Genomic DNA, 23911 nt, shown 5'->3' with positions numbered 1-23911 from the left:
CCTTGTAAATAACTCTATTAGTTTGAGTTAGCATCTTGACTCTTCATATATGCTTTATTTATCAGATTAGCCATCCACTTAGGCCAGAAAAGCTGATACATAAACAAGTCCTCTTTGGTTCGAGTATTATCTGAAATAGTCTTGGTTGTTTCCGACTCTCCATGAATCCGGTGGCACATAAGCTTCTCAGAAATATAAGCAAAGCGACCCTTATAGGCGCTAATCTTGTACCAAGCATACCAATCCAGACTCACGCGCATTTCCTCATCAAATCGAAAATCCCTTAATGTCTCTAAGTTGTAAGTCACCGCCGGACAGGAAATGGGATTGCCAAAAGCTAGAACCCGATTTCTCCAAAAACGACTGGATGGCATCAGATTCAAGGTTTTAAGCATGAGAGTCTTGATTTTCAGATTGGTATTAGCCGGAATTTTGACTCCATTTTTCTCTTCAAAGTAGTCTGTATAGGCAATGAGAATGTCCTTAGACTGCTCTATCTTCTGCATCACTGCTTCTAGATAAGTTGGCTCATAGTAGTCATCCTGGTGGGCAATGGTAGCATAAGAAGTCTCAACAAAGGAAAGGGCATTGTTCCAGTCCTTACCGATACCGCCTCCTTCTTTCGTATAAAAAGGAATACCGTACTTCTGGCACAGCTGCTTGATTGAATCCAACGGTGTTGAGCTATAGCAGATAATCTTTGATGGCAAGGTTTGAGCTTGCAAAGACAGGATACAAGCTTCTAAAAATTCACTTTCGCCATAGGCGCAAATCACCCAGGTATGGTTATTTTTCATCTTTTTTACTCTCTAACTTTGACATTCTTTGCTTCATGATGGACAGTTCTTGCACCAACTGCTTGATTTGCTCCTTTTGTTTGGAAATGGAAATAGTATGTAAAAAAACAATAACCAGCAGGAAAAAGATGGCCAAGGACATGACAAAGTTTGAGGTCAACTCAAAACCTAACAATTTGGCAATCGAAACGGGAATCCAATCAAAAATAGAAATAACAATCAGAACGAAGCCAATAATAATCCACATAAAGGCTTGCTCAAATAAAATATTGTTTTGATTGATATTCCGAAAGACAAAATACAGGAATAGGACTGAAGCCACCAGCATAACAATAGACAAAATGGACATTATTCACTCTCTTTCATAAAAGCAGCAATCAAGATCGAAGAGCAAACTTCAATCATATAGCGAATGGACTTAATCGGAGTAATCGAAGAGACTCCTCCTGCACGTTCAAACATATTGGCCTGTGCTTCCACCACTTTATATTTCCGCTTCAAGATATGGACGATTGATTCTGGCTCAGGATACTTGATAGGATAGCGCGCAGCGAATTGTCGAATAATGTATCGATTGGCCAAACGATAGCCTGATGTGGTATCCAGAATCCTTTTGCCTGTTGTTAATTTAATAAAAGCTGAAATAATGGTAATGCCAAAACGCCGCATAAAAGTCGTCTGAAATTCCGAAGACTTGTCACCGATAAAACGAGAACCAACAACCAAATCAGCCTGCTGACGACGAATAGGCTCCAGCAAAGCATCCAGCGACTCAATATCATGCTGACCATCTCCATCAAACTGTACGGCCACATCATAATCCTTCTCAAGAGCATACTTATAACCCGTCTGAACAGCTCCGCCAATCCCTAAATTTATAACCAAATGAATAGCATTCAGATGATGGCTGTCCAAAATATCCTTGGTTCTATCAACTGACCCATCATTGATAACTACGTAGTCTAAGTCAAAATCAACTTTCTTCCGATATTCTACAATGCTCATAACCGTATTTAAAATACTTTCTTCCTCATTATAAGCAGGAATTATCATTAAAACTTTCAATTATCTTTCTTCCCTTTACAATAAATTTTAGCAAATAATGGAACTAACCTTAACTTCTCTATGCTCAAAAAAACAATAAGTGAAATTTTAGTCTGAAACCTTTCGCCCTGAACCTTCTTAGACAACGGAGAGATAGTACTGATGAGTTTATTCTCTTTTAACCATTCCTTGATCCTAATATACTGATGAATAAACTCCTGATTTGATGAGGCTCTCCCAGAAAAAAGCAAATACCAAACATAATATCTTTTCAAGTAGTATACTACTAGCTCAGATGGCTTACCCAGCTCTAATATTTTTGAAAAAAGAACTAAAATATCAATTTTAGGAGAAAAACCTCTCTGAGAAGTGTTAGAAATACTCTTATTATTGTAATACCAATTATATCCTTTATAGTCTAACAATCCTATTTTATCTGTTGTCTTATAGGCAGCTAGGTTAAAAATGATATCTTCTCCTATACCATAGTCAAAAAATTCTAGATTGTTCGTTTTCAAGAACTCGGTGCGGTAAACTTTGGCCCAAGGAGCCATTATAATATACTTGGACCACTCTGACTGCTGTATATCTTGACTAAAGATAATCTGGTTATCCTGATTGACACGTTTGTACCCACCAATAACCAAGTCTAAATTTTTCTCATGGATAGCCTGATAAAAAGTTTCAATGTAATCACTATCAACAAAATCATCATTATCCATGAACATAGTATATTCTCCCTCAGCTAGAAGAATCCCCTTATTTCTAGTTACTGCAACTCCTTCATTTTGTTTGTCAATTACTCTTACAAAACTATACTTCAATTCATATTCTTTTAAAATATTTAAAGAGTTATCTTTCGAACCATCGTTCAGAAGAATAATTTCAAAATTCTTAAACGATTGATTCAAAAGAGAATCTACACAGCGTTTAATCCCGTCTTGTGCATTATAAACTGGAATAATAACTGAAATAGCTGGTTTAGACATATTTTTCCTTTCATAACTAATCCGCTCTATTTATAAAACTTCAATAAAACAGGAAATAGTTTTATTGAAAATTTTATCCCCAATAACTTGGCTACTAGGCCTGTTAATTTAAATGCTCGGTTCTCTATATATTTTGCATACTGTAGCAAATACTTATACTGATAAAGCAACTCTTTAATTTTAAAATTATCAATGTATTGATTTACATAAGGTAATATAGAGATAAAAGAGATTGCAAAATAGATATTTAAGGCTTTTTGAATTTCAACTGAATAGTTTTTCAAGTCAGAAAGTCCCATCCTGATTCCTTCAAGAGTATCTTGAACATTTTTTTCTTTCACGACATTAGTCAAACTTCCTTTGCGGTTCTGTCGATACATGTATTGAGTACTATTAAGAATTGAAAATTTCTTTGTCATTTTTAAAATCCGAGAACAATATAAACTATCCTCAGATACCATTCCCTCTGGAAATTTCAGGCCGTTTTGAAATAATTTTTTCGATACACACTTATTCCAATTTGGACCATTAAATATTCCAAAGCAAGTAGCTTTTAAAATATTTTCCTCAAACATAGATATAGGGAAATCTATAATTCTATCATCATAAAAATAACTGTAGCCAAAAACGATAACATCATCAACGCATTCTGTAGTTATTTCATCAAGTTGATTCAAAAAGTGTTGATCACTCCAAAAGTCATCACCATCTAAAAACAATAAGTACTCTCCCCAAGCAGACTCAATACCTGTATTTCTTGCTTTTGAAGCTCCACCATTTGTTTGATTTAACACCCTTACTTTATTGGTATTCTCCACAGACAATTTATCAGCGACTATTGCAGTAGCGTCAGTTGACCCATCATTTATGATTAAAATTTCATAATCTTTAAATTCTTGAATTAAGACACTCTTAACACATTTTTCCAAATAATCCGCTACATTATAGGCAGGTATAATAATTGAAAATTTCATAAGTTCCTTATTTTTTCCTTCTCAAAAAAGTATATGGATTCGTCATAAAATAAATAATCAGCGAGACACTCAACCAAGCAATCATAGAGATAAGAAAAGACAAAGAGGCTCCAAAAATTCCGTATTGGGATACTAGTGGTTCAGCTGTAAGAATGGATACAAGATACCCCGCTAAGAATGAAATGACTAAATAATGATGTTTTCTAAAAACAGTTAAAATATTATCACATACTGTAGAAAACGTACTAGCAATACCACCTAACAAAAGAATGACGAAACTAATTTGATATTGATCCAACCTTGTCCCATAAATGATATTTAAAATAGGTATGGCAACAATCGTCCCACCAAGACAAATCAAAACACTTGTTCCCCATAAAATTTTAAACAAGTTATTTTTATACGTAATAAAATGAGAAATTTTATTCTCTTCTTTGAAAATTGCTAGTTGTGTAACCATAGGGCGTAAAAAAACAATCATTAGATTCATTGCAAAAATTGGAGTGAATAAAATACTAAAGTCTCTCTGTACTCCCGCTTCAATCAATCCTCTATTAAAAATATCGTTTAATGCATACTTAGGTTGGTTATAGATTGAAACTAATAAAAAAGCATTTATAAATAAAGGTAAGCAGTCCTTTAAAATACTATAAATATCTTTTAGCTTTACTGTAGAGATATTAATACGATGAAACAACTTAGATTTTGGAAAATCAAAAAAAAGAACTACTATGAAAGAGGTGAGTGTTTGAAAAACAATAGATAAAAGAAGATTTTTAGAAAATAATAACAGAACAGCAAATGTTATTGTTGAAATCATATTTCTAAAAAATAATGATTGACCAGCTATATCTAATCGTTCTTTTTGCTGAAATAAACCTTGAAATACATCAGACAGCGCTTCGCTAACTCTGAAAAAAGATACCCAAAATATAATCCAAAAATTTTCATGAGTAGAAGAATTTAAAATTAAATAACCTAATAAAATTAATATCATTAAAATATTAGTTAGAAATCTAGTAGTCAAATATGCATCAAAAGAATATTTTTCTTTAATATCTGTTGCTTGAAAATCTCGAACTTGAAACCCCGCAACAATAACTAGTAAATTCGCAATTGCATAAGAAAAACTATATAAGTCAGCTGACTCACTAGATAAAGTCCGAGTAACTATAAATAATAAAATAACAGATACAGCTGCTGAAGACAGGCTGCCAAGAATATTCCAAAAGAAAATCTTTTGTGGCGATACCACTTTCAATATAATCAAACTCTCTTTCATTATAAATAAAACTTTATCCAATTATACCATAAATTCCTGTAAAAAAAGTATCCTTAGGGTACTAGATACTCATTTCTCCCCAACCTAATTAAAAAGGGCAAAACTTCTATCAAGCTTATGTCTACACTTCTTGCCTTCCCGCCTCTTAAATCATCTTCAAGATGCTTCTGCAAAATCGAGCTATCTACTCTGGAGATTACCGGCCGCCTTCTATTCTTCCTTATTTTTTAAAACAATTACAATATTAAAAAACCCCGTTTTCACGGGGTTTAGTGTCTGACTATAATTGTTATCTGGGAACGGAATCGAATTAAGCTTCGATTTCTGTAACCATACCTGAACCAACAGTACGTCCACCTTCACGGATAGAGAAAGTAGTACCTTGTTCAACGGCGATTGGGTGGATCAACTCAACGTCGATTGTTACGTTATCACCAGGCATTACCATTTCAGTACCTGCTGGAAGTTCGATTGAACCTGTAACGTCAGTTGTACGGAAGTAGAACTGTGGACGGTAGTTGTTGAAGAATGGAGTGTGACGTCCGCCTTCTTCTTTAGTAAGGATATAAACTTCACCCTTGAATTTAGTGTGTGGGTTGATTGAACCTGGTTTAGCGATAACTTGTCCACGTTCAATTTCATCACGTTGGATACCACGGAGAAGCACACCTACGTTGTCCCCTGCAAGACCTTCGTCAAGCTGTTTACGGAACATTTCAACACCAGTAACAACTGCTTTTTGGATTTCTTCTTTGATACCAACGATTTCGATTTCGTCGTTGACTTTAACGATACCACGGTCGATACGTCCTGAAGCAACTGTACCACGACCAGTGATTGAGAATACGTCTTCGACTGGAAGAAGCAATGGCTTGTCAGTATCGCGTTCTGGTTCTGGGATGTACTCATCAACAGTATCCATCAATTCCATGATGATGTCTTCATATTTAGAGTCACCTTCAAGAGCTTTAAGAGCTGAACCTTGGATAACTGGAAGATCGTCACCTGGGAAGTCGTATTCTGACAAGAGGTCACGGATTTCCATTTCAACCAATTCAAGCAATTCTTCATCGTCAACCAAGTCAACTTTGTTCATGAAGACGATCAAGTGTTTAACACCAACCTGACGTGAAAGCAAGATGTGCTCACGAGTTTGTGGCATTGGTCCGTCAGTTGAAGCTACTACAAGGATAGCTCCGTCCATTTGAGCGGCACCAGTGATCATGTTTTTAACGTAGTCCGCGTGTCCTGGAGCGTCGATGTGAGCGTAGTGACGCTTAGCAGTTTCATACTCAACGTGCGCAGTGTTGATAGTGATTCCGCGTTCGCGTTCTTCTGGAGCAGCATCGATAGACGCATAGTCTTTAGGTTGGTTAACTGCTGAAGGCAAGCGACGTGCCAATACAGTTGTGATAGCTGCTGTCAAAGTAGTTTTACCGTGGTCAACGTGTCCGATAGTACCAATGTTAACGTGTGGTTTACTACGATCGTATTTTTCTTTTGCCATTTGAGTAAAAGCCTCCAATAAAATATATTTTATAGATAGACAGTAGGCAATACAGTCTAACTTTCCTTACTATTTTATCAAATTTAAATGAAAATGCAAGTCTTTTAGCATTTTTTTGTGAATTATTCCTTGTCTAATTTGTAGTAGGCTTGATACCAAGAAAAGCGGTTGAACTGTCACAAATATAACGAATTAAAAAGCACTTTGGTTACAAAAATAGAAAAAACCGGAACAATTCCGATTTTTTCTTTGTATTAGCCAGAGTTTCTCAGACCAGTCGCAATACCATTGATGGTGATGTGAATCAGCTTTTCTTGATCTGGTGTAAGCTGACCGTTGCGCTGACGCTTGATTAGCTCTAACTGGATATAGTTCAAAACATTAAAGTAAGGCATACGATAGTGCAAGCTATCTCTCAGATATGTGTTTTCTGCTAGGAGTTCATCATGACCTTCAATCTCTAGAATGACATCCTTAGTTAGCTGCCACTCATCCAAGATAATATTGAAAATATCTCGCACATTCTGATCTTCACAAAGCTGCGCATACTCAAAAGCGATATTCATATTTGACTTAGACAGAACCATGTCTACATTTGATAAGAGTGACTTGAAGAACGGCCATCTCTTATACATAAATTGCAGAAAGGCTAAGTTATTTTCTGGGTCTTCATCAATGAATTCCTTGAAACTCGACCCGACACCATACCAGCCTGGGAACATAACACGACTTTGAGACCATGAGAAGACCCATGGAATAGCCCTGAGACCGCCGATTTCAGTGATGGTTTTACGAGCAGCTGGACGAGAACCTATATTAAAGCTAGAGATAGCCTTGATTGGACTGGATTCGAAGAAATAATCGTAAAAACGCTCATCCCCAAAGACTAAATCACGGTAAATCTGATAACTGCGATTAACTACTTGGTCCATGATTCGCTCATATTTATCAGAAGTATGGCTATCGCTCTTCTTATGAGTGACCATGCGGTTAATGGCAGCAGACACCAGCATTTCCAAGTTATAGTAGGCTGCATCTTTGTTTCCATATTTATTACCAATGACTTCCCCTTGCTCAGTCAGACGAATTCGGTCATTGATACTGCGGAGTGGCTGAGAAGTGATAGCTTCATAGGTTGGACCACCACCACGTCCTACTGTACCTCCCCGGCCATGGAAGAAGGTGATTTTCACGCCAAATTGATCACCGATAGCTGTCAGCTGCTGCTGAGCCTTGTAGAGGGTCCAGCAAGAAGACAGGTAACCACCGTCCTTATTACTATCTGAATAGCCCAGCATGATTTCCTGGTAATTATCCTTAGAGGCAATCCACTTCTGCGCAATTGGCAGAGACAGGTATTTCTCCATAGTATCACAGGAATTGTCCAAGTCCTCAATGGTCTCAAAGAGCGGAACAATCTGGACACGTGCCCCGTTTTCATCAATCAGCCCTACTTCCTTAAGCATAATAGCCAACTCAAGTAGATCTGATACACTGGTCGAGTGAGAGATAATATTCTGCTTAATCACTTCCTCACCAATGGCATCTTTTAGCTGACGGGCTGTTTTGAAAATCTCCAGTTCCTTTTGCAGAAGTTCGGACTTAGGCTCGTGAGTAGCTGATAGGATACGAGGATCTTCAAGCAGCTGTTTGAGGAGAACCTGGCATTTTTCTTCTTCCGACAGATTGCTATAATCCTGAACAATATTAGCTGAAGCCAAGAGCTCAGCCACACAAGCCTCATGAACGCTGGAATCCTGACGCATATCAATGCTGGCCAAGAAGAAGCCGAAAACATCAACCGCTTGGAGAAGTTCAGTCAAGTCGCCACTTACCAAAGCTTCCCCATGATGTTCAATAAGAGAATCATAAATGACCTGCAAGTCTTCCTTGAATTCCTGAGCTGTTTTGTAAGAAGGTGTCTCCTCCTTCTTGAGCTCAGTCAGGGTCTCGCTAATACGAGACTGGATATAGTTAGGGATGATTTCTCTTCCTTTATTGCTGACAGAAAGGTTGGCCTTCGCAGAGAATTTTTCCTCAGCTCGGTCAGTCAATCGCTGACCGTCAGTTGAAAAGTTGCCTTCTTTAAGGTAAAGCAAGGTTTGAATCAGCTTGGACTGGATATAGTGGAAAGCTCGACGGTAAGGTTCGTTTTCCCGATAAACAGACTTGTCAGTAGACAGAGCCGCCATTTCTGCTACTGCCTGACTGGTTTCTGAGAGGTTGGTCGAGAGCGAGAAGGTGCGATAGAGTGTATAAACCTTGTCAATATAATAGTTGAGAATGACTTCACTCTGGAGGGTAGCTGATAGTTTGAGGGTTTCTGCTGTTACAAAAGGATTGCCATCCCGGTCGCCGCCAATCCACATTCCCATGGTAATAGGCTTAGGATTATCCAACTTGATGCCCCGCTCTTCCGCCAAGCGTCTGTATTCGACCATAAAGTTGGTAATTGCTTGTAGGAAAGAGCTGTTATAGTATTCCATGACATTGGTAATCTCATTGGTCACTTTCAGCTTCTTCTCACGGATCATATCTGTCTGCATCATAAGCTCAATATAGCGGCGGAGATTTCCTAGCCACTTCTTCTCATTGACTAGTCCTGCTTTAACATCTCGATGCTGACGCAGTAAACTATGAATATGATTGGTTAAGTCCAGAATAGTCTTGCGCTGGACCTGGGTCGGGTGAGCTGTCAGTACTGGCACAACATTCAGATTTTCCAGAATCTCCTGAGCATTTTCCCGCGTTGAAATCAGGTCAATAGTTGTTGACAGCTTTCCAAGATAATCCTGATTGATATTGTTTTGATGGTTGATTTCATAAGCTAGGTCCACGTCTTCTGAGATATTAATCAAAAGCGGCAAAATAGAGAAATAACGAGAAATATAAACCATTTCATCCGTCGTCAGTTCTTCCACAATCGCTTTTAACTCATGATATTTGGAGTTAACGGCCAGCTCTTCCATGAGGGAGATTTTTTCAAAGGTCTCAGGGCTGAGAAGATTCCGAGTAATATCGGCAAGCAAGTCTGTCAAAATAGCGACTTCTTCTCGAATCACTTCTTTATTGCTGTAGCTTTCTAATTTGTTAAATGACATAATCTGCACCTTTCATTTTTGCAACAACTGTTCATACGAACTGCGTTTAAGCTTCCTCAGACTGGTCTTGCGCCTCCGCTTCCATCTGTTCATAGAGGGCATCACGGCGCTCGTTGGCATCAATATTAAGTACCAAGGCGATGGCTACTGACAAGACCAGAAGACTGTTCCCTCCTTGCGATAGGAAGGGGAAGGTTACTCCTGTAGACGGAATGAGACCTGATATTCCACCGATATTGATGAAGGTCTGCATGAGTATCATACCGCCAATTCCCAAGGCCATCATGGAGTTAAATGGATTCTTTGCCCGAATCCCTACCAAGATAATTCTCAGAATCAGGAAAAAGAGTAAGGCCAAAATCAGACTGGCACCAAAGAAACCAAACTCTTCTATCACGATAGAAAAAACAAAGTCCGTATGAGCTTCCGGCAGATAACCGCGCTTCTCAATAGAGTTCCCCAAGCCTAGACCAAACCAGCCGCCATTACTCATAGCATAGTAGGAATTAGCCAATTGGTGGCCTGAGCCAGACAGGTCCTTGAAGGGATTGAAGAAAGCACTGAAACGCTTGGCCACATACCCAAAGACTGGAATCTTGGCCACGCGCTCAACCCCAATCAACCAAATGCTCGCCAGAACCAATCCCGAAACACTGACAATGGCTCCCAGCATCGTAGAAAACCATCGATAGCCAATCCCGCTGACAGCAATCATTATCACGACGGTCAAAAATAGAATAGTCGCATTTCCAAGGTCTGGCATAATCGCTACAATTCCAATTAGAATAGCCACCATGGTCCGCCAGTCGTTAAAGGCTTTAGGAAACCAATGGTTGTGAGTCAGAGCTTGATAATCATAAACCTTTATCTCCTCCTGCCTCTTTGTAAAGCGAAAGGCTAGATACCAGACCAGAATAATCTTCAAATACTCAGCAGGCTGAATACTGAAAGCTCCAAGCTTGAGCCAACCATGGGCGCCGTTAATAGTCCCAGTTATAAAACGAGATAAAAGCAAGAGGATAATCTCAGCAAAGATAACTATAGTCAGGATGCCTCCTTTTTTCAGGAAACCCAAGCGGATTCTATATAGGAGCGCAATTATAAAGAGACTTATTACCCAAAAAATCCCCTGATTCAAGACCATGCCAAAACCATTTCCTCCGGCCTGAATCGAGGTAGGACTCGTCGTTGAATAGACCACAATCAATCCCAAAACAGATAAAATCAAATAGGGAATCAAGATGGAATAATTCAACAAGTGCTTCTTGTCAATTTTCATATTTCACCATTAAACTTCTAAAAATTCAATTCTCATTATACCACCTTTTGGATTGAAAAAAAAGCATTAGTACAGAGACTGGAATAATAAGGACTTGCTTTCTCTCTTTTTACATAAAATTGTGATAAGATAGGAAGCAAACAAAGGAGGAGAACATGACAGACATTTATGATATCGAAATCCAAAAACAAGACGGAAGTCTGCAAAAAATGAGTGATTATAAAGGAAAGATTCTGCTGATTGTAAATACAGCGACCGGCTGCGGCTTCACTCCTCAGTATCAAGAACTGCAGGAACTCTATGAGCGCTATCAGAAAGACGGATTTGAAATCCTGGATTTCCCCTGCAATCAGTTTGGCCAGCAGGCACCTGGAGACGCTGCAGAAATCAACAGCTTTTGCAGCCTTAACTACGGAACGACCTTTCCCCGATTTGCTAAGATTGATGTCAACGGCCCTCATACTGCTCCACTCTTTGACTGGCTCAAAAAAGAAAAGGGCGGTCTTCTGGGTGAAAAGATCAAATGGAATTTCACAAAGTTTCTGGTCAGCCGAGATGGCAAAGTTGTCAAACGCTTCTCTCCACAAACATCTCCCAAAAAGATTGAAGAGCTCATTCAAAAGCTATTATAAAAGGTAAGAAAAAGCAAAATGATTTATCCAACGGCAACTCACCGTCCACAGCTTCGCTAATCTCTTAAAAAAACAAGACATTTTGAGCTTTCAAAGCGTCTTGTTTTTGCTTTATAATATTTCAATTATATTACATTTTATTCATTTTCTATCAATTATGGGGATATTTTTTGCTTTTTTATTTGTTTTAAGTTAAAATAAACCAGTATGAGGAAGAGGATTAAACCGCTTGCAATCCTAATTTTCTTTGCTTCTTTTATCGCTTTTATTTTGATAAGCAAGCAAATTACTGACTCTCAGGAAAAGCAAGCACAGGCAAAAATTTCACAAACTAAACAGACTCCAAGTTCCTCAAAAAAAGAGGAAACATCTGACGATTCGTCCTTAGATGAAGAGTTTATTTCCAGACCAATCATTGACATTTCTGGCTGGCAACTGCCAAGTGAGATTAATTACGACTTACTCGCACAGAATGTTTCAGGAGTAATTGTCCGTGTTCATAGTGGAGCGCAGGCAAAAAAAGAAAACGCAGCAACCCATCTGAATGGTCTGGACAAGTCTTATGAAAGACATATCAAAGAATTTCAAAAGCGTAACATCCCTGTTGCTGTCTATGCCTATGTGGCCGCCAATAGCAAAAAGGAAATGGAAAAAGAAGCTGAAAGTTTCTACAAGGCTTCTGCCAAGTACCATCCAACCTATTATTGGCTAGACGTCGAAGAAAAGACCATGTCTGACATGAATGCGGGAGTTGAGGCTTTCCGAGCCAAGCTAGAGTCACTTGGTGTTAAAAATATTGGTATCTATATTGGAACTTATTTTATGGAAGAGCATAGCATCTCTACCGATAAGTTCACAGCAATTTGGATTCCGACTTATGGTAATGACGACGGCTACTACAATGCCGCACCAAATACTGAGCAAGATTACGACTTGCATCAGTACACATCACAAGGTCAGCTGACTGGTTTCTCCCATTATCTTGATTTGAACCAGCTGTCAACCTTGAAAGACCAGACAGCTACTTATCAAAAGCTATTTACAGTTCCTAAAGAAAGTCAATAGCTCAGAACGACAGCTCAAGTCTCAAAGACTGCTGTCGTTTTTTATTGTCATAAAATAGGAAATTTCCAGTCGTTTCCTCTTAATAAAGCCTATATTTTATGATATAATGATTTGATAAATGAAATTAGAAAAGGAAAATACAATGATTTCTTGGTTGAATAGAATTTTCAAAGGAATGGTCATTGCACTTGGCTTTATTTTGCCAGGAGTTTCAGGCGGTGTTTTAGCAGCTATCTTAGGTATTTACGAGCGCCTGATTCATTTTTTAGCACATTTAAAAGAAAACTTCGTCGAAAATGTTCTCTATTTCATACCAGTTGGAATCGGAATGATTTTAGGAATTGCCGCTTTCTCCTATCCTGTCAATCTGCTGCTGGACAACTACAAAGTGATTGTCCTCTGGGGATTTGCCGGAGCCATTATCGGAACTGTTCCCAGCCTCATTAAAGAGTCTATCGCTAAAAGTGAGCGTGATCGGATTGATATTCTCGTTTTCTGGGTCAGCCTCATCCTTTCAGGAATCTTTCTTTATTCCCTAAATGGGATGGTCGGCACCTTGCCAGCCAACTTCCTCTCTTTTATCTTAGCAGGAGCCTTGATTGCACTGGGCATTTTAATTCCCGGACTCAGTCCGTCCAACCTTCTCCTGATTTTAGGACTCTATGCCCCTATGCTGAATGGCTTTCGCAAACTGGATCTATTGGGAACCTTTTTTCCTATCGGAATCGGAGGCGCCTTAGCACTGATTCTATTCTCTAAGCTCATGGATCATATTTTGAAAAACTACTACTCTCGTGTCTATCACTTTATCATTGGTATTGTTCTATCCAGTACACTTCTCATTGTAGTGCCACAAGCAGGAAACAGTGAAAGCATTAGCTATCATGGAGTTTCTATATTGACACTTGTCCTTGCAGCCTTTTTCTTCGGCCTGGGAACCTGGCTGGGACTCTGGATGTCACAATTAGAAGAGAGATACACTAATGGCTAAAAAAACAAAAATCAAAAAAACACTGGTCGAGCAAATTTTAAGCAAGGCTAAGATTGAACATCGAGGTCTGCAGCTAAATGCCTTAGCAGAACAGCCAGTCGATGGTTTGGACCGTTCGCAGATTTATAAAACCTTGGCCTTGACAGGAGACAAGACTGGCACACTAATCGGTATCCTGCCAATCACAGAGCATCTATCTGAAAAGAAAATGGCCAAGATTTCCGGCAATAAAAAAGTCAGCATGATTCCTCAGAAAAACTTGGAAAAGACAACGGGCTATATCCACGGAGCCAACAATCCTGTCGGTATCCGGCAAAAGCACAACTTTCCAATCTATATCGACCAGTCAGCTCTAGAGCGAGATAGCATCATCGTTTCTGCCGGCGAAGTCGGCCGCAGTATCGAAATCAAAGCTCAAGATTTAGCAGATTTTGTTCAAGCTGACTTTGCAGACCTCAAGGAAAATCCTGGCTCATAATTCTTCAACACTGCACCTAATATTCTCAATAAACTCTAACAAGAAAGAAACAATCAACCACTATGAAATTATATTTTGTCCGACACGGAAGAACGGAATGGAATCAGGAAGGCCGCTTTCAGGGAGCCGGCGGTGATTCGCCACTGCTGCCAACCGCCATTGAAGAACTGCATACCCTAGGAAAACATCTGGCTCAGACACAATTTGGAAAAATTTTCAGCAGCGACCTCCCACGCGCCGTTCGCTCTGCTGAGATTATTCAAGAAGAAAGCCAGTTTCCGACTGAAATCGTATCAGTACCTGAACTGCGAGAATGGCAGTTGGGAAAACTGGAAGGCGCAAGAATCTCTACCATTGAAGCCATCTATCCGCACCAGATGACTGCCTTCCGCCACAACCTTTCGCAATTCAATCATACTTTTTTTGACGCTGAGTCAGTCTACCATACGACCCACCGGACCATTTCCTTTATCAAGACCTTAAAGGACAAGAACTACGAACAAGTGCTCATTGTCGGGCACGGAGCCAACTTAACCGCCAGCATTCGAACCATGCTGGGCTATGACACACCTCTCCTGCGCAAGAATGGCGGTCTGACCAATGCCAGTATCACCATCCTTGAAACAGAAGACTTTGAGAATTTTGAGCTGTTCACTTGGAATAATACGGATTATTTAGTTGAAAAAGCAGAAAATTAAGGCTGGATTTCTAGCTTTTTTTCTTACTTTATAGCCAAATATAGATGAATTTCCCTATCTTTTGTGATAAAATAGGTAGGAAAACTTTTGGAGGAAAAACATGACTACTGAACATATCGAGGAATTAAACGACCAGCAGATTATCCGCCGTGAAAAAATGGCTGCGCTGGCTGAGCAGGGAATTGACCCTTTTGGCAAACGCTTTGAGCGGACTGCTAACTCTGCTCAACTAAAAGAAAAATACAACGATAAAGATAAAGAAGAATTAAACGAACTCAACGAAACAGCTATTATCGCCGGCCGTCTCATGACCAAACGCGGCAAAGGAAAGGTTGGCTTTGCTCATATCCAAGATCGTGAAGGCCAAATCCAGATTTATGTGCGTAAGGATGCTGTTGGTGAAGAAAATTATGAAATCTTCAAAAAGGCTGACTTAGGAGATTTCCTCGGTATCGAAGGTGAGATTATGCGGACGGATATGGGGGAGCTTTCTATCAAGGCGACCCACCTTACTCATTTGTCTAAGGCTCTGCGTCCCCTGCCTGAAAAATTCCACGGTCTGACAGATGTCGAAACTATCTACCGTAAACGTTATTTGGATTTGATTTCCAACCGCGAAAGCTTTGAACGCTTTGTCACTCGTTCAAAAATCATCTCAGAAATCCGTCGTTACTTGGATGGACAAGGCTTCCTTGAAGTTGAAACTCCTGTTCTCCACAATGAGGCAGGCGGTGCTGCTGCCCGTCCATTTATCACCCACCACAATGCCCAAAATATTGACATGGTACTGCGGATTGCAACCGAGCTTCACCTTAAACGTCTTATCGTTGGCGGTATGGAGCGAGTTTATGAGATTGGCCGTATCTTCCGTAACGAAGGAATGGACGCAACTCACAATCCAGAGTTCACTTCCATCGAGGTTTACCAAGCCTATGCAGATTTCCAAGATATCATGGACTTGACGGAAGGTATTATCCAACATGCTGCTGTCTCTGTAAATGGAGATGGACCAGTCAACTACCAAGGGACTGAAATCAAGATCAACGAACCATTTAAACGCGTTCACATGGTTGATGCCATCAAGGAAATTACGGGTGTTGATTTCTGGCAAGATATGAGCTTTGAAGAAGCTGCTGCCTTGGCTCAGGAAAAGAAAGTTCCGCTTGAAAAGCACTTCACCGAAGTTGGTCATGTTATCAATGCTTTCTTTGAAGAATTTGTGGAAGAAACCTTGATTCAGCCAACCTTTGTCTACGGTCACCCTGTAGCAGTGTCACCTCTGGCCAAGAAAAATCCAGAAGATCCACGCTTCACGGACCGTTTCGAGCTCTTCATCATGACCAAAGAATATGCTAATGCCTTCACCGAGTTGAACGATCCAATTGATCAACTATCTCGTTTTGAAGCACAGGCAAAAGCCAAAGAACTGGGCGATGACGAAGCAACTGGCATTGACTATGACTTTGTCGAAGCTCTGGAATACGGTATGCCACCAACTGGAGGTCTAGGAATCGGTATCGACCGTCTGGTTATGTTACTAACAGATGTAACTACCATTCGAGATGTCCTGCTCTTCCCAACGATGAAATAATCTGTATTTTATAGGATATTAAGAAAACAAATCCTGCTGAAATTCCAGCAGGATTTTTACATCACAAAAAAGTCTGGTTTCCCAGACTTTTGTTGTATTATTCATATCTCAGTGCTTCAATTGGATCCAGTTTAGAGGCTTTATTGGCCGGCAGGATTCCGAAGAGAACACCGATAGTCGCTGAGAAGAGAAGACTAATGATGCTGACTGTGAGTGATACTGTCACTGGTGTTCCTTCCAGCATTTGACTCATGGCTGAGCCTAGTACAGACGCAAGTCCTGCCGCTAGAAGCAGTCCAATCAAACCACCAATCAGTGTCAAAATCATAGACTCAATCAAAAATTGCATCAGTATGTTGCCACGTGTTGCTCCCAGAGCTTTTCGCAGACCGATTTCACGAGTTCGCTCAGTGACAGATACCAACATGATATTCATAACGCCGATACCACCAACAAAGAGAGAGATTCCGGCAATGGCTCCGATAACACCTGTCATGGCACCATAAATATTTTGCACTTCCTGATAGAGGGCACTATCATCTGTCACTTGATATTCTCCCTGTTGGAGACCAGCTATTTCTGTTAATTTCTTGGCAACCTTAGGGCCAAGTTCTGGAACCAAGCTTGTATCATTCACTCGAAGAACAATCTCTGAAATCTCATCTACTCCAAAGTTAGCAGCTATGAGAGTATTGGTCGTAATGGCATTGCCACCATAGACCTGCATGGAGCCAGATGCAGCAGCAGTTTCAGGATCTCTATAAACCCCAATCACCCGATAGTTACTTGCACCTACTGTCACAATTTTATTGATGGCTTCTTCAGCGGAAGAAAAGAGGGTCGCAGCCAGATCTTCGTCCAGCAGCACAACACTGGCAAAGCCTTGATAGTCTTGCTGTCTCAAAGCACGACCAGCAATGATTTTGTATTTTTTCACCTGAATATAGGTCATGTTTGCACCGACAAAGTTGACTCGCTCAGCCTGCTTATTTTCGTAGCTAAAGGTTTCCATAGCAGAGTTGGTCACATAATAACCATCCACTCCCTTGATATGGGTCAATTCCTTAACCCATGCTTCCTGGGCCTTGGGTGGTTCCACCACTTCTTCGCTTTCATCTTCTACATTTACTGAATAAAGATCAGCCGTTTGTGTGTAGGAGCCGTCCTTGCTCTTTTTAGGAGAAAAGACAAGACGCATATTTTTCTGACTTTTGGTAAAACTCTCATTGACCCGCCGGGTAATAGAATCTCCTAAGGCCATGATAACCACAACCGAAGCTACTCCGATGATAATCCCAATCATAGTCAGGAAAGACCGCATCTTGTGTCCAAGAATGGAACTAATGGCAAATTTCCAGTTTTGCATTAGACTAGTCCTCCTTCCTTAGTGCTATCAGATGAGATGACACCGTCACGAATGACAATCTGTCGTTTAGCATAGGCCGCAATCTCAGGCTCGTGAGTTACCATGATAATGGTTTTCCCTTCTCGATTGAGCTCAGTTAAGAGCTCCATAATCTGCTCACCAGTCTTGGTATCCAAGGCCCCCGTCGGTTCGTCAGCCAGAATCAGAGAGGGATTATTGACCAAAGCACGCGCAATGGCTACCCGCTGCTTCTGTCCTCCGGAAAGCTCTGAAGGCAGATGATGCATCCGCGTGTCCAGCTCCACCTTGGTCAGAAACTGCTCAGCCAAAGACTTACGTTTAGATTGACCGACACCTGCATAAATCAAGGGCAGTTCCACATTTTGCAAGGCATTAAGCTTAGACAAGAGAAAGAACTGCTGGAAGACAAAGCCGATTTGCTTATTTCGAACCTTGGCCAGCTTCTTATCACCTAGCTTAGCGACTTCTTCGCTTCCTAGATGATATTCACCAGTGGTCGGACGATCCAGCATCCCAATGATATTCATCAGAGTAGACTTACCAGATCCAGACGGTCCCATGATGGCAACAAACTCGCCCTCTTCAACCTCCAGACTGATGTCTTTTAATACCTGCAGTTCCTGGTCTCCATTGCGATAGCTTTTATTAATATTTTTTAACTCAATTAGCTTCTTCATAAGATTTCACCTCTTGACCGTCTTTCAAGCTATCTGTCGGATTGATGATAACTTTACTATCCTTTGTCAAACCAGATGAGATTTCTTGATTTTCAGCATCAGCATTTCCGAGCGTTACTTCTGTCTTCTTAGCAACTCCTTTTTCCAGAACCCAAACATAGTTTTTATCTCCGTCCATTACCACACTGCTGACTGGTACAATGAGTCCCTGAGTATTGTTTTTAACTTCAATGTTGACAGAGAAACCTTGCTTGAGCTCACCAATCTCACTGGTAATGTCAATTGTAAATGGATATTTAGAACCTGAAGCTGTTCCGCTGCCACCTGTTCCAGATGGCTGAGCTGCTGCCTGCTGGCCGTCTTTCGGATAGTTGGAAATGTAGCTGATTTTACCAGTCCATTTCTTGTCTGGGTAAACCTTTGATGTAATGGTCACTTCTTGACCGACAGACAAGTTAGCCAGGTTGTATTCGGATAATTCACCCTTAATCTGCAGATTCCCATTGCTGACGATGTGAACCAAGGTTTGAGTGGCACCTGTTGTTGATTTTGAAACATCGCGATTGACTTCTACGACCGTACCATCTGCTGTGCTGGTCACTGTTAAGGCATTGAGAGTAGCTTGTGCTTTGTTCATATTATCAACTGCATCAGCTCGAGCATCGCGCAGGTCAGCTGCCTGAGACTCCACAGAACGCTGAGCCTGAGCTTCAGACGCCCCATCTGCTTCTTCATCACCAGTTGTATTTACAGTCACACCATTGGTTTGCAAGTCATGCAATTGACGATCGGCTTTGCTAACCGCCCGAGCAGCCGCATCATAAGCAGCCTGAGCCTCTGCACTTTTATAAGTGACCAACGCTTGACCGGCAGTCACTTGGTCACCAACATTGACCAGTACATTTTCCAAGTCACCTTTGGTGCTGTCATAGTAGATGTACTGCTCATTGCTGGCTGTGACATTTCCTGTCAGCAAGACTGAAGAAGCTACTGAGCCTTCCTTGGCCTTTTGAACTAAGGGAGTCGTATCGATCGGTGCCTCAGAAGGATTCCCTCCATTTAGAAACATGAAGAGAATTGCTCCTGCAACAACTGCAATCGTAGCTCCAATAATGCTAAATAATTGCCATTTCTTTAACTTTTTCATCTCTTTTCCTCCTCTTGATGAAAACGATTTTCTTTTGTTATATTATATCACAAGGCTATCATAATTCTTCTAAAAAAATTTACAGTTTTTCACAAATGGTTGCTATTTTATCTCAGATAGTCACTCCACTTAAATCCGTAGCAGATTTTTGCATTCACCTGCTAAAAAAGGTACAATTACCTCATATAATAGAAGGAGATTCTAACAAGATGAAAGAATTTGATATGATTGCTATTGGCGGTGGCAGCGGGGGAATTGCTACCATGAATCGAGCCGGCGAATATGGTGCCAAGGTTGCCGTTATTGAAGAAAAGAAACTGGGTGGCACCTGTGTCAATGTCGGCTGTGTCCCAAAGAAGATTATGTGGTACGGAGCTCAAATAGCTGAAGCTATCCAGCATTATGGACCGGATTATGGCTTTACCTCTGATAATCAAGCTTTTGATTTTGCTACCCTTCGGAAAAATCGCGAAGCTTATATTGACCGAGCACGTTCATCTTACGATGGTAGCTTCAAGCGGAATGGGGTTGAGCTGATCGAAGGCCGTGCCCGTTTTGTGGATGCAAACACTGTCCAAGTCAACGGTGAGCTTATTCGCGCCAAGCATATTGTCATCGCGACGGGTGCTCATGCAGCTATCCCCAAGATCCCTGGCGCAGGCTACGGAGAGAATTCCGACGATGTCTTCGCTTGGGAAGAGTTACCTGACTCTGTTGCCATTGTCGGAGCAGGCTATATAGCAGTTGAGCTAGCCGGCGTGCTCCATGCTCTAGGAGTTAAAACAGACCTTTTTGTCCGTAAGGATCGACCACTACGCAACTTTGACAGCTATCTGATTGACGGTTTGCTCCAAGAAATGGAAAAGTCTGGACTTCAGCTTCATACCCATAAGATTCCACAAAAGCTGGAAAAACTGCCTGATGGTCAGCTCAAGCTCTACTTTGAAGATGGCAGCAGTCACACAGCCCAGCATGTTATCTGGGCAATCGGTCGTAAGCCAAACGTTCAAGACCTTAATCTAGACGCAGCTGGCGTCACTCTCAATGAACGTGGCTTCATCGCTGTAGATGAGTATCAAAACACTGTTGTACCAGGTATCTATGCTCTCGGCGATGTAACAGGTGAAAAAGAATTAACTCCTGTTGCTATCAAGGCTGGACGAACCCTGTCTGAGCGTCTTTTCAATGGCAAAACAAATGCTAAGATGGACTACTCAACCATTCCAACCGTCGTCTTCTCCCATCCCGCTATTGGAACAGTCGGCCTAACTGAGGTAGAGGCTGTTAAGATTTACGGAGCAGAAAATATTCACGTTTACACATCTAGCTTCACATCCATGTATTCAGCTGTCACCCAGCACCGCCAACAGGCCAAGTTCAAGCTTATCACTGCCGGTGAGGATGAAAAGGTCGTTGGCCTGCACGGCATTGGCTACGGAGTAGACGAGATGATTCAAGGTTTCGCTGTTGCTATCAAGATGGGTGCTACCAAGGCTGACTTTGATGCTACAGTTGCTATTCACCCGACTGGCTCCGAAGAATTCGTGACCATGCGATAAAAAATTCAAAATCAGAAGAGGTTTGGTATTCCAACCTCTTTTTGACTTCTGCTACCATTTTATAATAAAGATATTGACCGTTCCATAACCTAATCTTTCATTTTACAGACAAATCTTACATTTTTGTAAGATTGTAATTAAAGCTATTTCAGCTTCATTTGACATTCCTTTGAAATATCCATCAAGAAATTCCAAAGATTATAAAAAGCGATCTTTTTATTAGTTATTATATGCGACAAGGAGCCTGAAATGAAATCTCAGACTCCTTTTTCTTTATGGTAAAATAGCTACAGCTCTAACTGGTGAACCGCTGGCTTGATGCCAGTTAGGGAAGCTAATTGAGATGAGAGCACCCTTAGCCGGCAGCTGATCCAGATTGGTCATAACTTCTAGCTGATAAATGTCCTGTTCCAAAAGATAGTATTCATTGAGCAGCCCATGCTCCGCTGTAGGAATACCCGCATCTGTATCAAAAGTTTCGTGACCTACCGCCTTGACACCACGCTCATGGATAAGGAACTCTAGAGCATCCCGTCCCCACCCAGGAGTATGCTGAATCTCCTGATCATCCAGATTGCGCATAGCTGATTGACTTGGCCAACGCTTGGACCAGTCTGAGCGAAAAGCAACAAACGTTCCTGGCTCAATCTGCCCGTGCTCCGCTTCAAAATCTAAAATATCCTGCTTGCCCAGAATAAAGTCTGGATTCTCTGCTACTTCCTTAGACTTATCAATAACCACCAAAGGCAGGAAAAGATCTTTTAGCTCAATCTCTTCCAACCAGCGACCGCCCTCCACAAAGTGAATCGGAGCATCAATATGAGTCCCGTACTGGCCAACTACAGAAAACTGCTGAACATGAAAACCGTCTTTCAAAGTGAAAATATCCTTCTTCTCCAAGGCAGGCAGAGCTGGAAAATGCGGACTGTCTTCCCTAATCTGATGGGACAAGTTAACCCATTTTTTCTCCTGTAGTTCCTGATAAATTTTTAATAAATTTGTCATAGCCTTCTCCAATCTAGTCAGTCTTGCTTTAGGAAGATGTTGATTACGCACCCACACCTCTAGCAAAAACTCTTATTTACTTTTGCATTATTATATCAATCAAAGTGTGCTGCCGCAATTCTTTATAGCACTTTTAGATAATCCTTTTTTATTGATAAGAATATAGTTTGAAGCTATAGCTAATTTTTCTAATGAAGCCTATTCAAACATTGAAAATTTTGATATGATAGTACAAAGCAATCCAGAAATGAGGAAAACTGATGAGTAAAACAAAAAAACTTCTTGCGGCCTTGGGCATCCTTTTCTTTAATATTTTTGGTCTTATCGCCTTCTTCGTCTTGCTCATCAGAAGCAAGAAACGAAAATAAGAATCTGTCTGTATAATTGTCTCGTCCGATTAAGAAGGACTTGACTTTTTTTTATTTAGCTTTTAAAATAGTTACCATAAAATTAAAAAGAGGTTTACTATTTATGAACAAGAACAAAGCATTTCTTCTTGCCCTCCCGGCTATCGGAGCTGCCTTCCTAGCTGTCCTGTCCCAATTAACTATTTCCATCGGCCCCGTTCCCATCACGCTGCAGACTTTTGCTGTCGGTTTGATTGCAACGATTTTCAAACCTCGCGAAGCTGTTTTGTCAGTCTTTATTTATCTGCTGCTGGGAGCTATCGGCCTACCGGTCTTTGCTGGAGGAAGTGGTGGTTTCCAGGCTCTCTTTGGCCCTAGCGCCGGCTATCTCTGGTTCTACTTACTCTTTGCCTTTGTGACATCCAGTCTGACCCATAAGGACAGTCCTTTCTATATGGTTTTTATAGCCAATGTATTGGGTGATGCTCTCGTCTTTGTCGGTGGTATCCTAGGACTCCATTTTTTGGGAGGATTTGATTTCTCTAAGTCGGTCGCGGTTGGTCTTACTCCTTTTATCCTGCCTGACTTGCTAAAAATGGTTGCCATCACCATTATCAGCATTCCTATTTTTAAGAGTCTGAAATTCCATCCCTACTTTTCAGAGAAATAGAAAAAACTGATAGAGCTTTCTCTATCAGTTTTTAAATGCATCCACGAGAACTTGGAATTCTTCATTAGAAAGTGTAATTCCCTTGCCCATTTTGCTGTGGTCTGGACTCCAAGTCCGAATATCATACTTAGCTGGTGCTCCGTTAAAGCTAACTCGGTTGAGTTCCTTGGTCCAGCCCTTGTCATTTTCAGACAGGACCAGAAGTTTTTCTTCGATTTCGAATGTAAATTCAGTCATATTTCACCTCTTGTTTTATTTTCCAACTAATAATTCGTAAAAGAATTTACAATTTAGGGAATTTTGTTATATAATATATTGTAACAAGTTATGGAGATTTTAGCTATGAAAAAATATCTCGAAATGATTTTACAAAGAGCCAACGAATTTATCAGTGGCAAAAAGAATGAACAGGGACCAGAGGACAGCGGCCGCATTCTGCGTACCATTGAACTAGCTCTGCGAAAACAATCTGGTGTCCACGTTATCTTTTTGGATAAAAGCTTCACCGGCGATATTGTCAAATACGATCGCGAGCGCCTGCAGCTGATTATCAAGAATTTCAAGAAAAGTATGACCACTATTATCCGCGTGCAGGACATCAAGCGAATCAGTCTCGTACCCAATAATATCCGTGAAGCCCAAAAGAAAGACATTCGCGTCACCAACCGTCGTTTCAAAAGATAACTCTTCC

23 protein-coding genes are annotated in these 23911 nt (G+C 40.7%); 9 read left to right on the top strand and 14 right to left on the bottom strand.

Features of this window, described 5'->3' with window-relative positions; all coding sequences use genetic code 11:
• Nucleotides 1-17: 17 nt before the first annotated feature.
• The 9 genes from FOC72_RS03095 to ftsW form a co-directional block, all read right to left on the bottom strand.
• Entirely contained in the window at nucleotides 18-797 is a 780-nt protein-coding gene (locus FOC72_RS03095) for a glycosyltransferase family 2 protein (RefSeq protein WP_002895012.1), read from the bottom strand.
• A complete protein-coding gene (locus tag FOC72_RS03090) occupies nucleotides 787-1146 on the bottom strand; it encodes a DUF2304 domain-containing protein (protein ID WP_002895011.1) in 360 nt (119 codons plus the stop codon). The genes FOC72_RS03095 and FOC72_RS03090 overlap by 11 nt, the downstream gene beginning before the upstream one ends.
• On the bottom strand, nucleotides 1146-1862 hold the full coding sequence (locus tag FOC72_RS03085) for a glycosyltransferase family 2 protein (protein WP_032914130.1): 717 nt from the start codon (nucleotides 1860-1862) through the stop codon (nucleotides 1146-1148). Before FOC72_RS03085 ends, FOC72_RS03090 begins: the two co-directional genes overlap by 1 nt.
• The gene (locus tag FOC72_RS03080) at nucleotides 1859-2830 is read right to left on the bottom strand and encodes a glycosyltransferase family 2 protein (RefSeq protein WP_002895009.1); all 972 of its coding nucleotides are present in this window, start codon (nucleotides 2828-2830) and stop codon (nucleotides 1859-1861) included. Before FOC72_RS03080 ends, FOC72_RS03085 begins: the two co-directional genes overlap by 4 nt.
• Before the next feature lie 26 nt (nucleotides 2831-2856).
• The gene (locus FOC72_RS03075; RefSeq protein ID WP_002895007.1) at nucleotides 2857-3804 is read right to left on the bottom strand and encodes a glycosyltransferase family 2 protein; all 948 of its coding nucleotides are present in this window, start codon (nucleotides 3802-3804) and stop codon (nucleotides 2857-2859) included.
• A gap of 7 nt (nucleotides 3805-3811) precedes the next feature.
• Nucleotides 3812-5086, bottom strand: coding sequence for a lipopolysaccharide biosynthesis protein (locus FOC72_RS03070; RefSeq protein ID WP_002895005.1), 1275 nt, complete (start codon nucleotides 5084-5086; stop codon nucleotides 3812-3814).
• Nucleotides 5087-5396: 310 nt separating this feature from the next.
• Nucleotides 5397-6593: an elongation factor Tu gene (gene tuf / locus FOC72_RS03065; protein WP_002895003.1), complete on the bottom strand. Its 1197-nt coding sequence runs from the start codon at nucleotides 6591-6593 to the stop codon at nucleotides 5397-5399.
• Nucleotides 6594-6847: 254 nt separating this feature from the next.
• Nucleotides 6848-9694, bottom strand: a complete 2847-nt coding sequence (gene ppc, locus FOC72_RS03060) for a phosphoenolpyruvate carboxylase (RefSeq protein ID WP_002895000.1) — start codon at nucleotides 9692-9694, stop codon at nucleotides 6848-6850.
• A gap of 46 nt (nucleotides 9695-9740) precedes the next feature.
• Complete coding sequence (gene ftsW, locus FOC72_RS03055; protein WP_002894999.1) at nucleotides 9741-10973, bottom strand: cell division peptidoglycan polymerase FtsW; 1233 nt, start codon at nucleotides 10971-10973, stop codon at nucleotides 9741-9743.
• 155 nt (nucleotides 10974-11128) lie between these two features.
• Between ftsW and FOC72_RS03050 the strand changes: the two genes are divergently transcribed.
• From FOC72_RS03050 to lysS, 6 genes are all read left to right on the top strand, one after another.
• Entirely contained in the window at nucleotides 11129-11605 is a 477-nt protein-coding gene (locus tag FOC72_RS03050; protein WP_002894997.1) for a glutathione peroxidase, read from the top strand.
• A gap of 207 nt (nucleotides 11606-11812) precedes the next feature.
• Nucleotides 11813-12670, top strand: a complete 858-nt coding sequence (locus FOC72_RS03045) for a glycoside hydrolase family 25 protein (protein WP_002894996.1) — start codon at nucleotides 11813-11815, stop codon at nucleotides 12668-12670.
• Nucleotides 12671-12812: 142 nt separating this feature from the next.
• The gene (locus FOC72_RS03040) at nucleotides 12813-13661 is read left to right on the top strand and encodes a DUF368 domain-containing protein (RefSeq protein WP_032914127.1); all 849 of its coding nucleotides are present in this window, start codon (nucleotides 12813-12815) and stop codon (nucleotides 13659-13661) included.
• The gene (locus FOC72_RS03035) at nucleotides 13654-14139 is read left to right on the top strand and encodes an aminoacyl-tRNA deacylase (protein WP_002894994.1); all 486 of its coding nucleotides are present in this window, start codon (nucleotides 13654-13656) and stop codon (nucleotides 14137-14139) included. The genes FOC72_RS03040 and FOC72_RS03035 overlap by 8 nt, the downstream gene beginning before the upstream one ends.
• Before the next feature lie 62 nt (nucleotides 14140-14201).
• Entirely contained in the window at nucleotides 14202-14837 is a 636-nt protein-coding gene (locus tag FOC72_RS03030; RefSeq protein ID WP_002894993.1) for a histidine phosphatase family protein, read from the top strand.
• Nucleotides 14838-14937: 100 nt separating this feature from the next.
• Nucleotides 14938-16428: a lysine--tRNA ligase gene (gene lysS / locus FOC72_RS03025; RefSeq protein ID WP_002894992.1), complete on the top strand. Its 1491-nt coding sequence runs from the start codon at nucleotides 14938-14940 to the stop codon at nucleotides 16426-16428.
• Nucleotides 16429-16525: 97 nt separating this feature from the next.
• Here lysS and FOC72_RS03020 read toward each other — a convergent pair whose 3' ends face one another.
• The 3 genes from FOC72_RS03020 to FOC72_RS03010 are packed head-to-tail and all read right to left on the bottom strand — an operon-like array spanning nucleotide 16526 to nucleotide 19639.
• Nucleotides 16526-17794, bottom strand: a complete 1269-nt coding sequence (locus tag FOC72_RS03020; protein ID WP_002894991.1) for an ABC transporter permease — start codon at nucleotides 17792-17794, stop codon at nucleotides 16526-16528.
• Nucleotides 17794-18492, bottom strand: coding sequence for an ABC transporter ATP-binding protein (locus FOC72_RS03015; RefSeq protein ID WP_002894990.1), 699 nt, complete (start codon nucleotides 18490-18492; stop codon nucleotides 17794-17796). Before FOC72_RS03015 ends, FOC72_RS03020 begins: the two co-directional genes overlap by 1 nt.
• Complete coding sequence (locus tag FOC72_RS03010) at nucleotides 18476-19639, bottom strand: efflux RND transporter periplasmic adaptor subunit (protein ID WP_002894989.1); 1164 nt, start codon at nucleotides 19637-19639, stop codon at nucleotides 18476-18478. The genes FOC72_RS03015 and FOC72_RS03010 overlap by 17 nt, the downstream gene beginning before the upstream one ends.
• A 209-nt stretch (nucleotides 19640-19848) precedes the next feature.
• Between FOC72_RS03010 and gorA the strand changes: the two genes are divergently transcribed.
• Entirely contained in the window at nucleotides 19849-21198 is a 1350-nt protein-coding gene (gorA, locus tag FOC72_RS03005; RefSeq protein ID WP_032914123.1) for a glutathione-disulfide reductase, read from the top strand.
• A 273-nt stretch (nucleotides 21199-21471) separates the two neighbouring features.
• Here gorA and FOC72_RS03000 read toward each other — a convergent pair whose 3' ends face one another.
• On the bottom strand, nucleotides 21472-22203 hold the full coding sequence (locus tag FOC72_RS03000; protein ID WP_032914119.1) for a cyclase family protein: 732 nt from the start codon (nucleotides 22201-22203) through the stop codon (nucleotides 21472-21474).
• 471 nt (nucleotides 22204-22674) lie between these two features.
• Here FOC72_RS03000 and FOC72_RS02995 point away from each other — a divergent pair, with 471 nt between their 5' ends.
• On the top strand, nucleotides 22675-23220 hold the full coding sequence (locus FOC72_RS02995) for a biotin transporter BioY (RefSeq protein WP_032914116.1): 546 nt from the start codon (nucleotides 22675-22677) through the stop codon (nucleotides 23218-23220).
• Between the two features lie 24 nt (nucleotides 23221-23244).
• Here FOC72_RS02995 and FOC72_RS02990 read toward each other — a convergent pair whose 3' ends face one another.
• Complete coding sequence (locus FOC72_RS02990; protein ID WP_002894983.1) at nucleotides 23245-23457, bottom strand: YdbC family protein; 213 nt, start codon at nucleotides 23455-23457, stop codon at nucleotides 23245-23247.
• Nucleotides 23458-23547: 90 nt separating this feature from the next.
• Between FOC72_RS02990 and FOC72_RS02985 the strand changes: the two genes are divergently transcribed.
• A complete protein-coding gene (locus FOC72_RS02985; protein WP_002894981.1) occupies nucleotides 23548-23904 on the top strand; it encodes a hypothetical protein in 357 nt (118 codons plus the stop codon).
• The last annotated feature ends 7 nt before the right edge of the window (nucleotides 23905-23911 follow it).

The sequence above is a fragment of the Streptococcus sanguinis genome, from assembly GCF_013343115.1.
Lineage (GTDB): Bacteria > Bacillota > Bacilli > Lactobacillales > Streptococcaceae > Streptococcus > Streptococcus sanguinis_H.
Note: the sequence above shows the minus strand (reverse complement) of the source record. Positions and strands in the feature narration are given on the sequence as shown.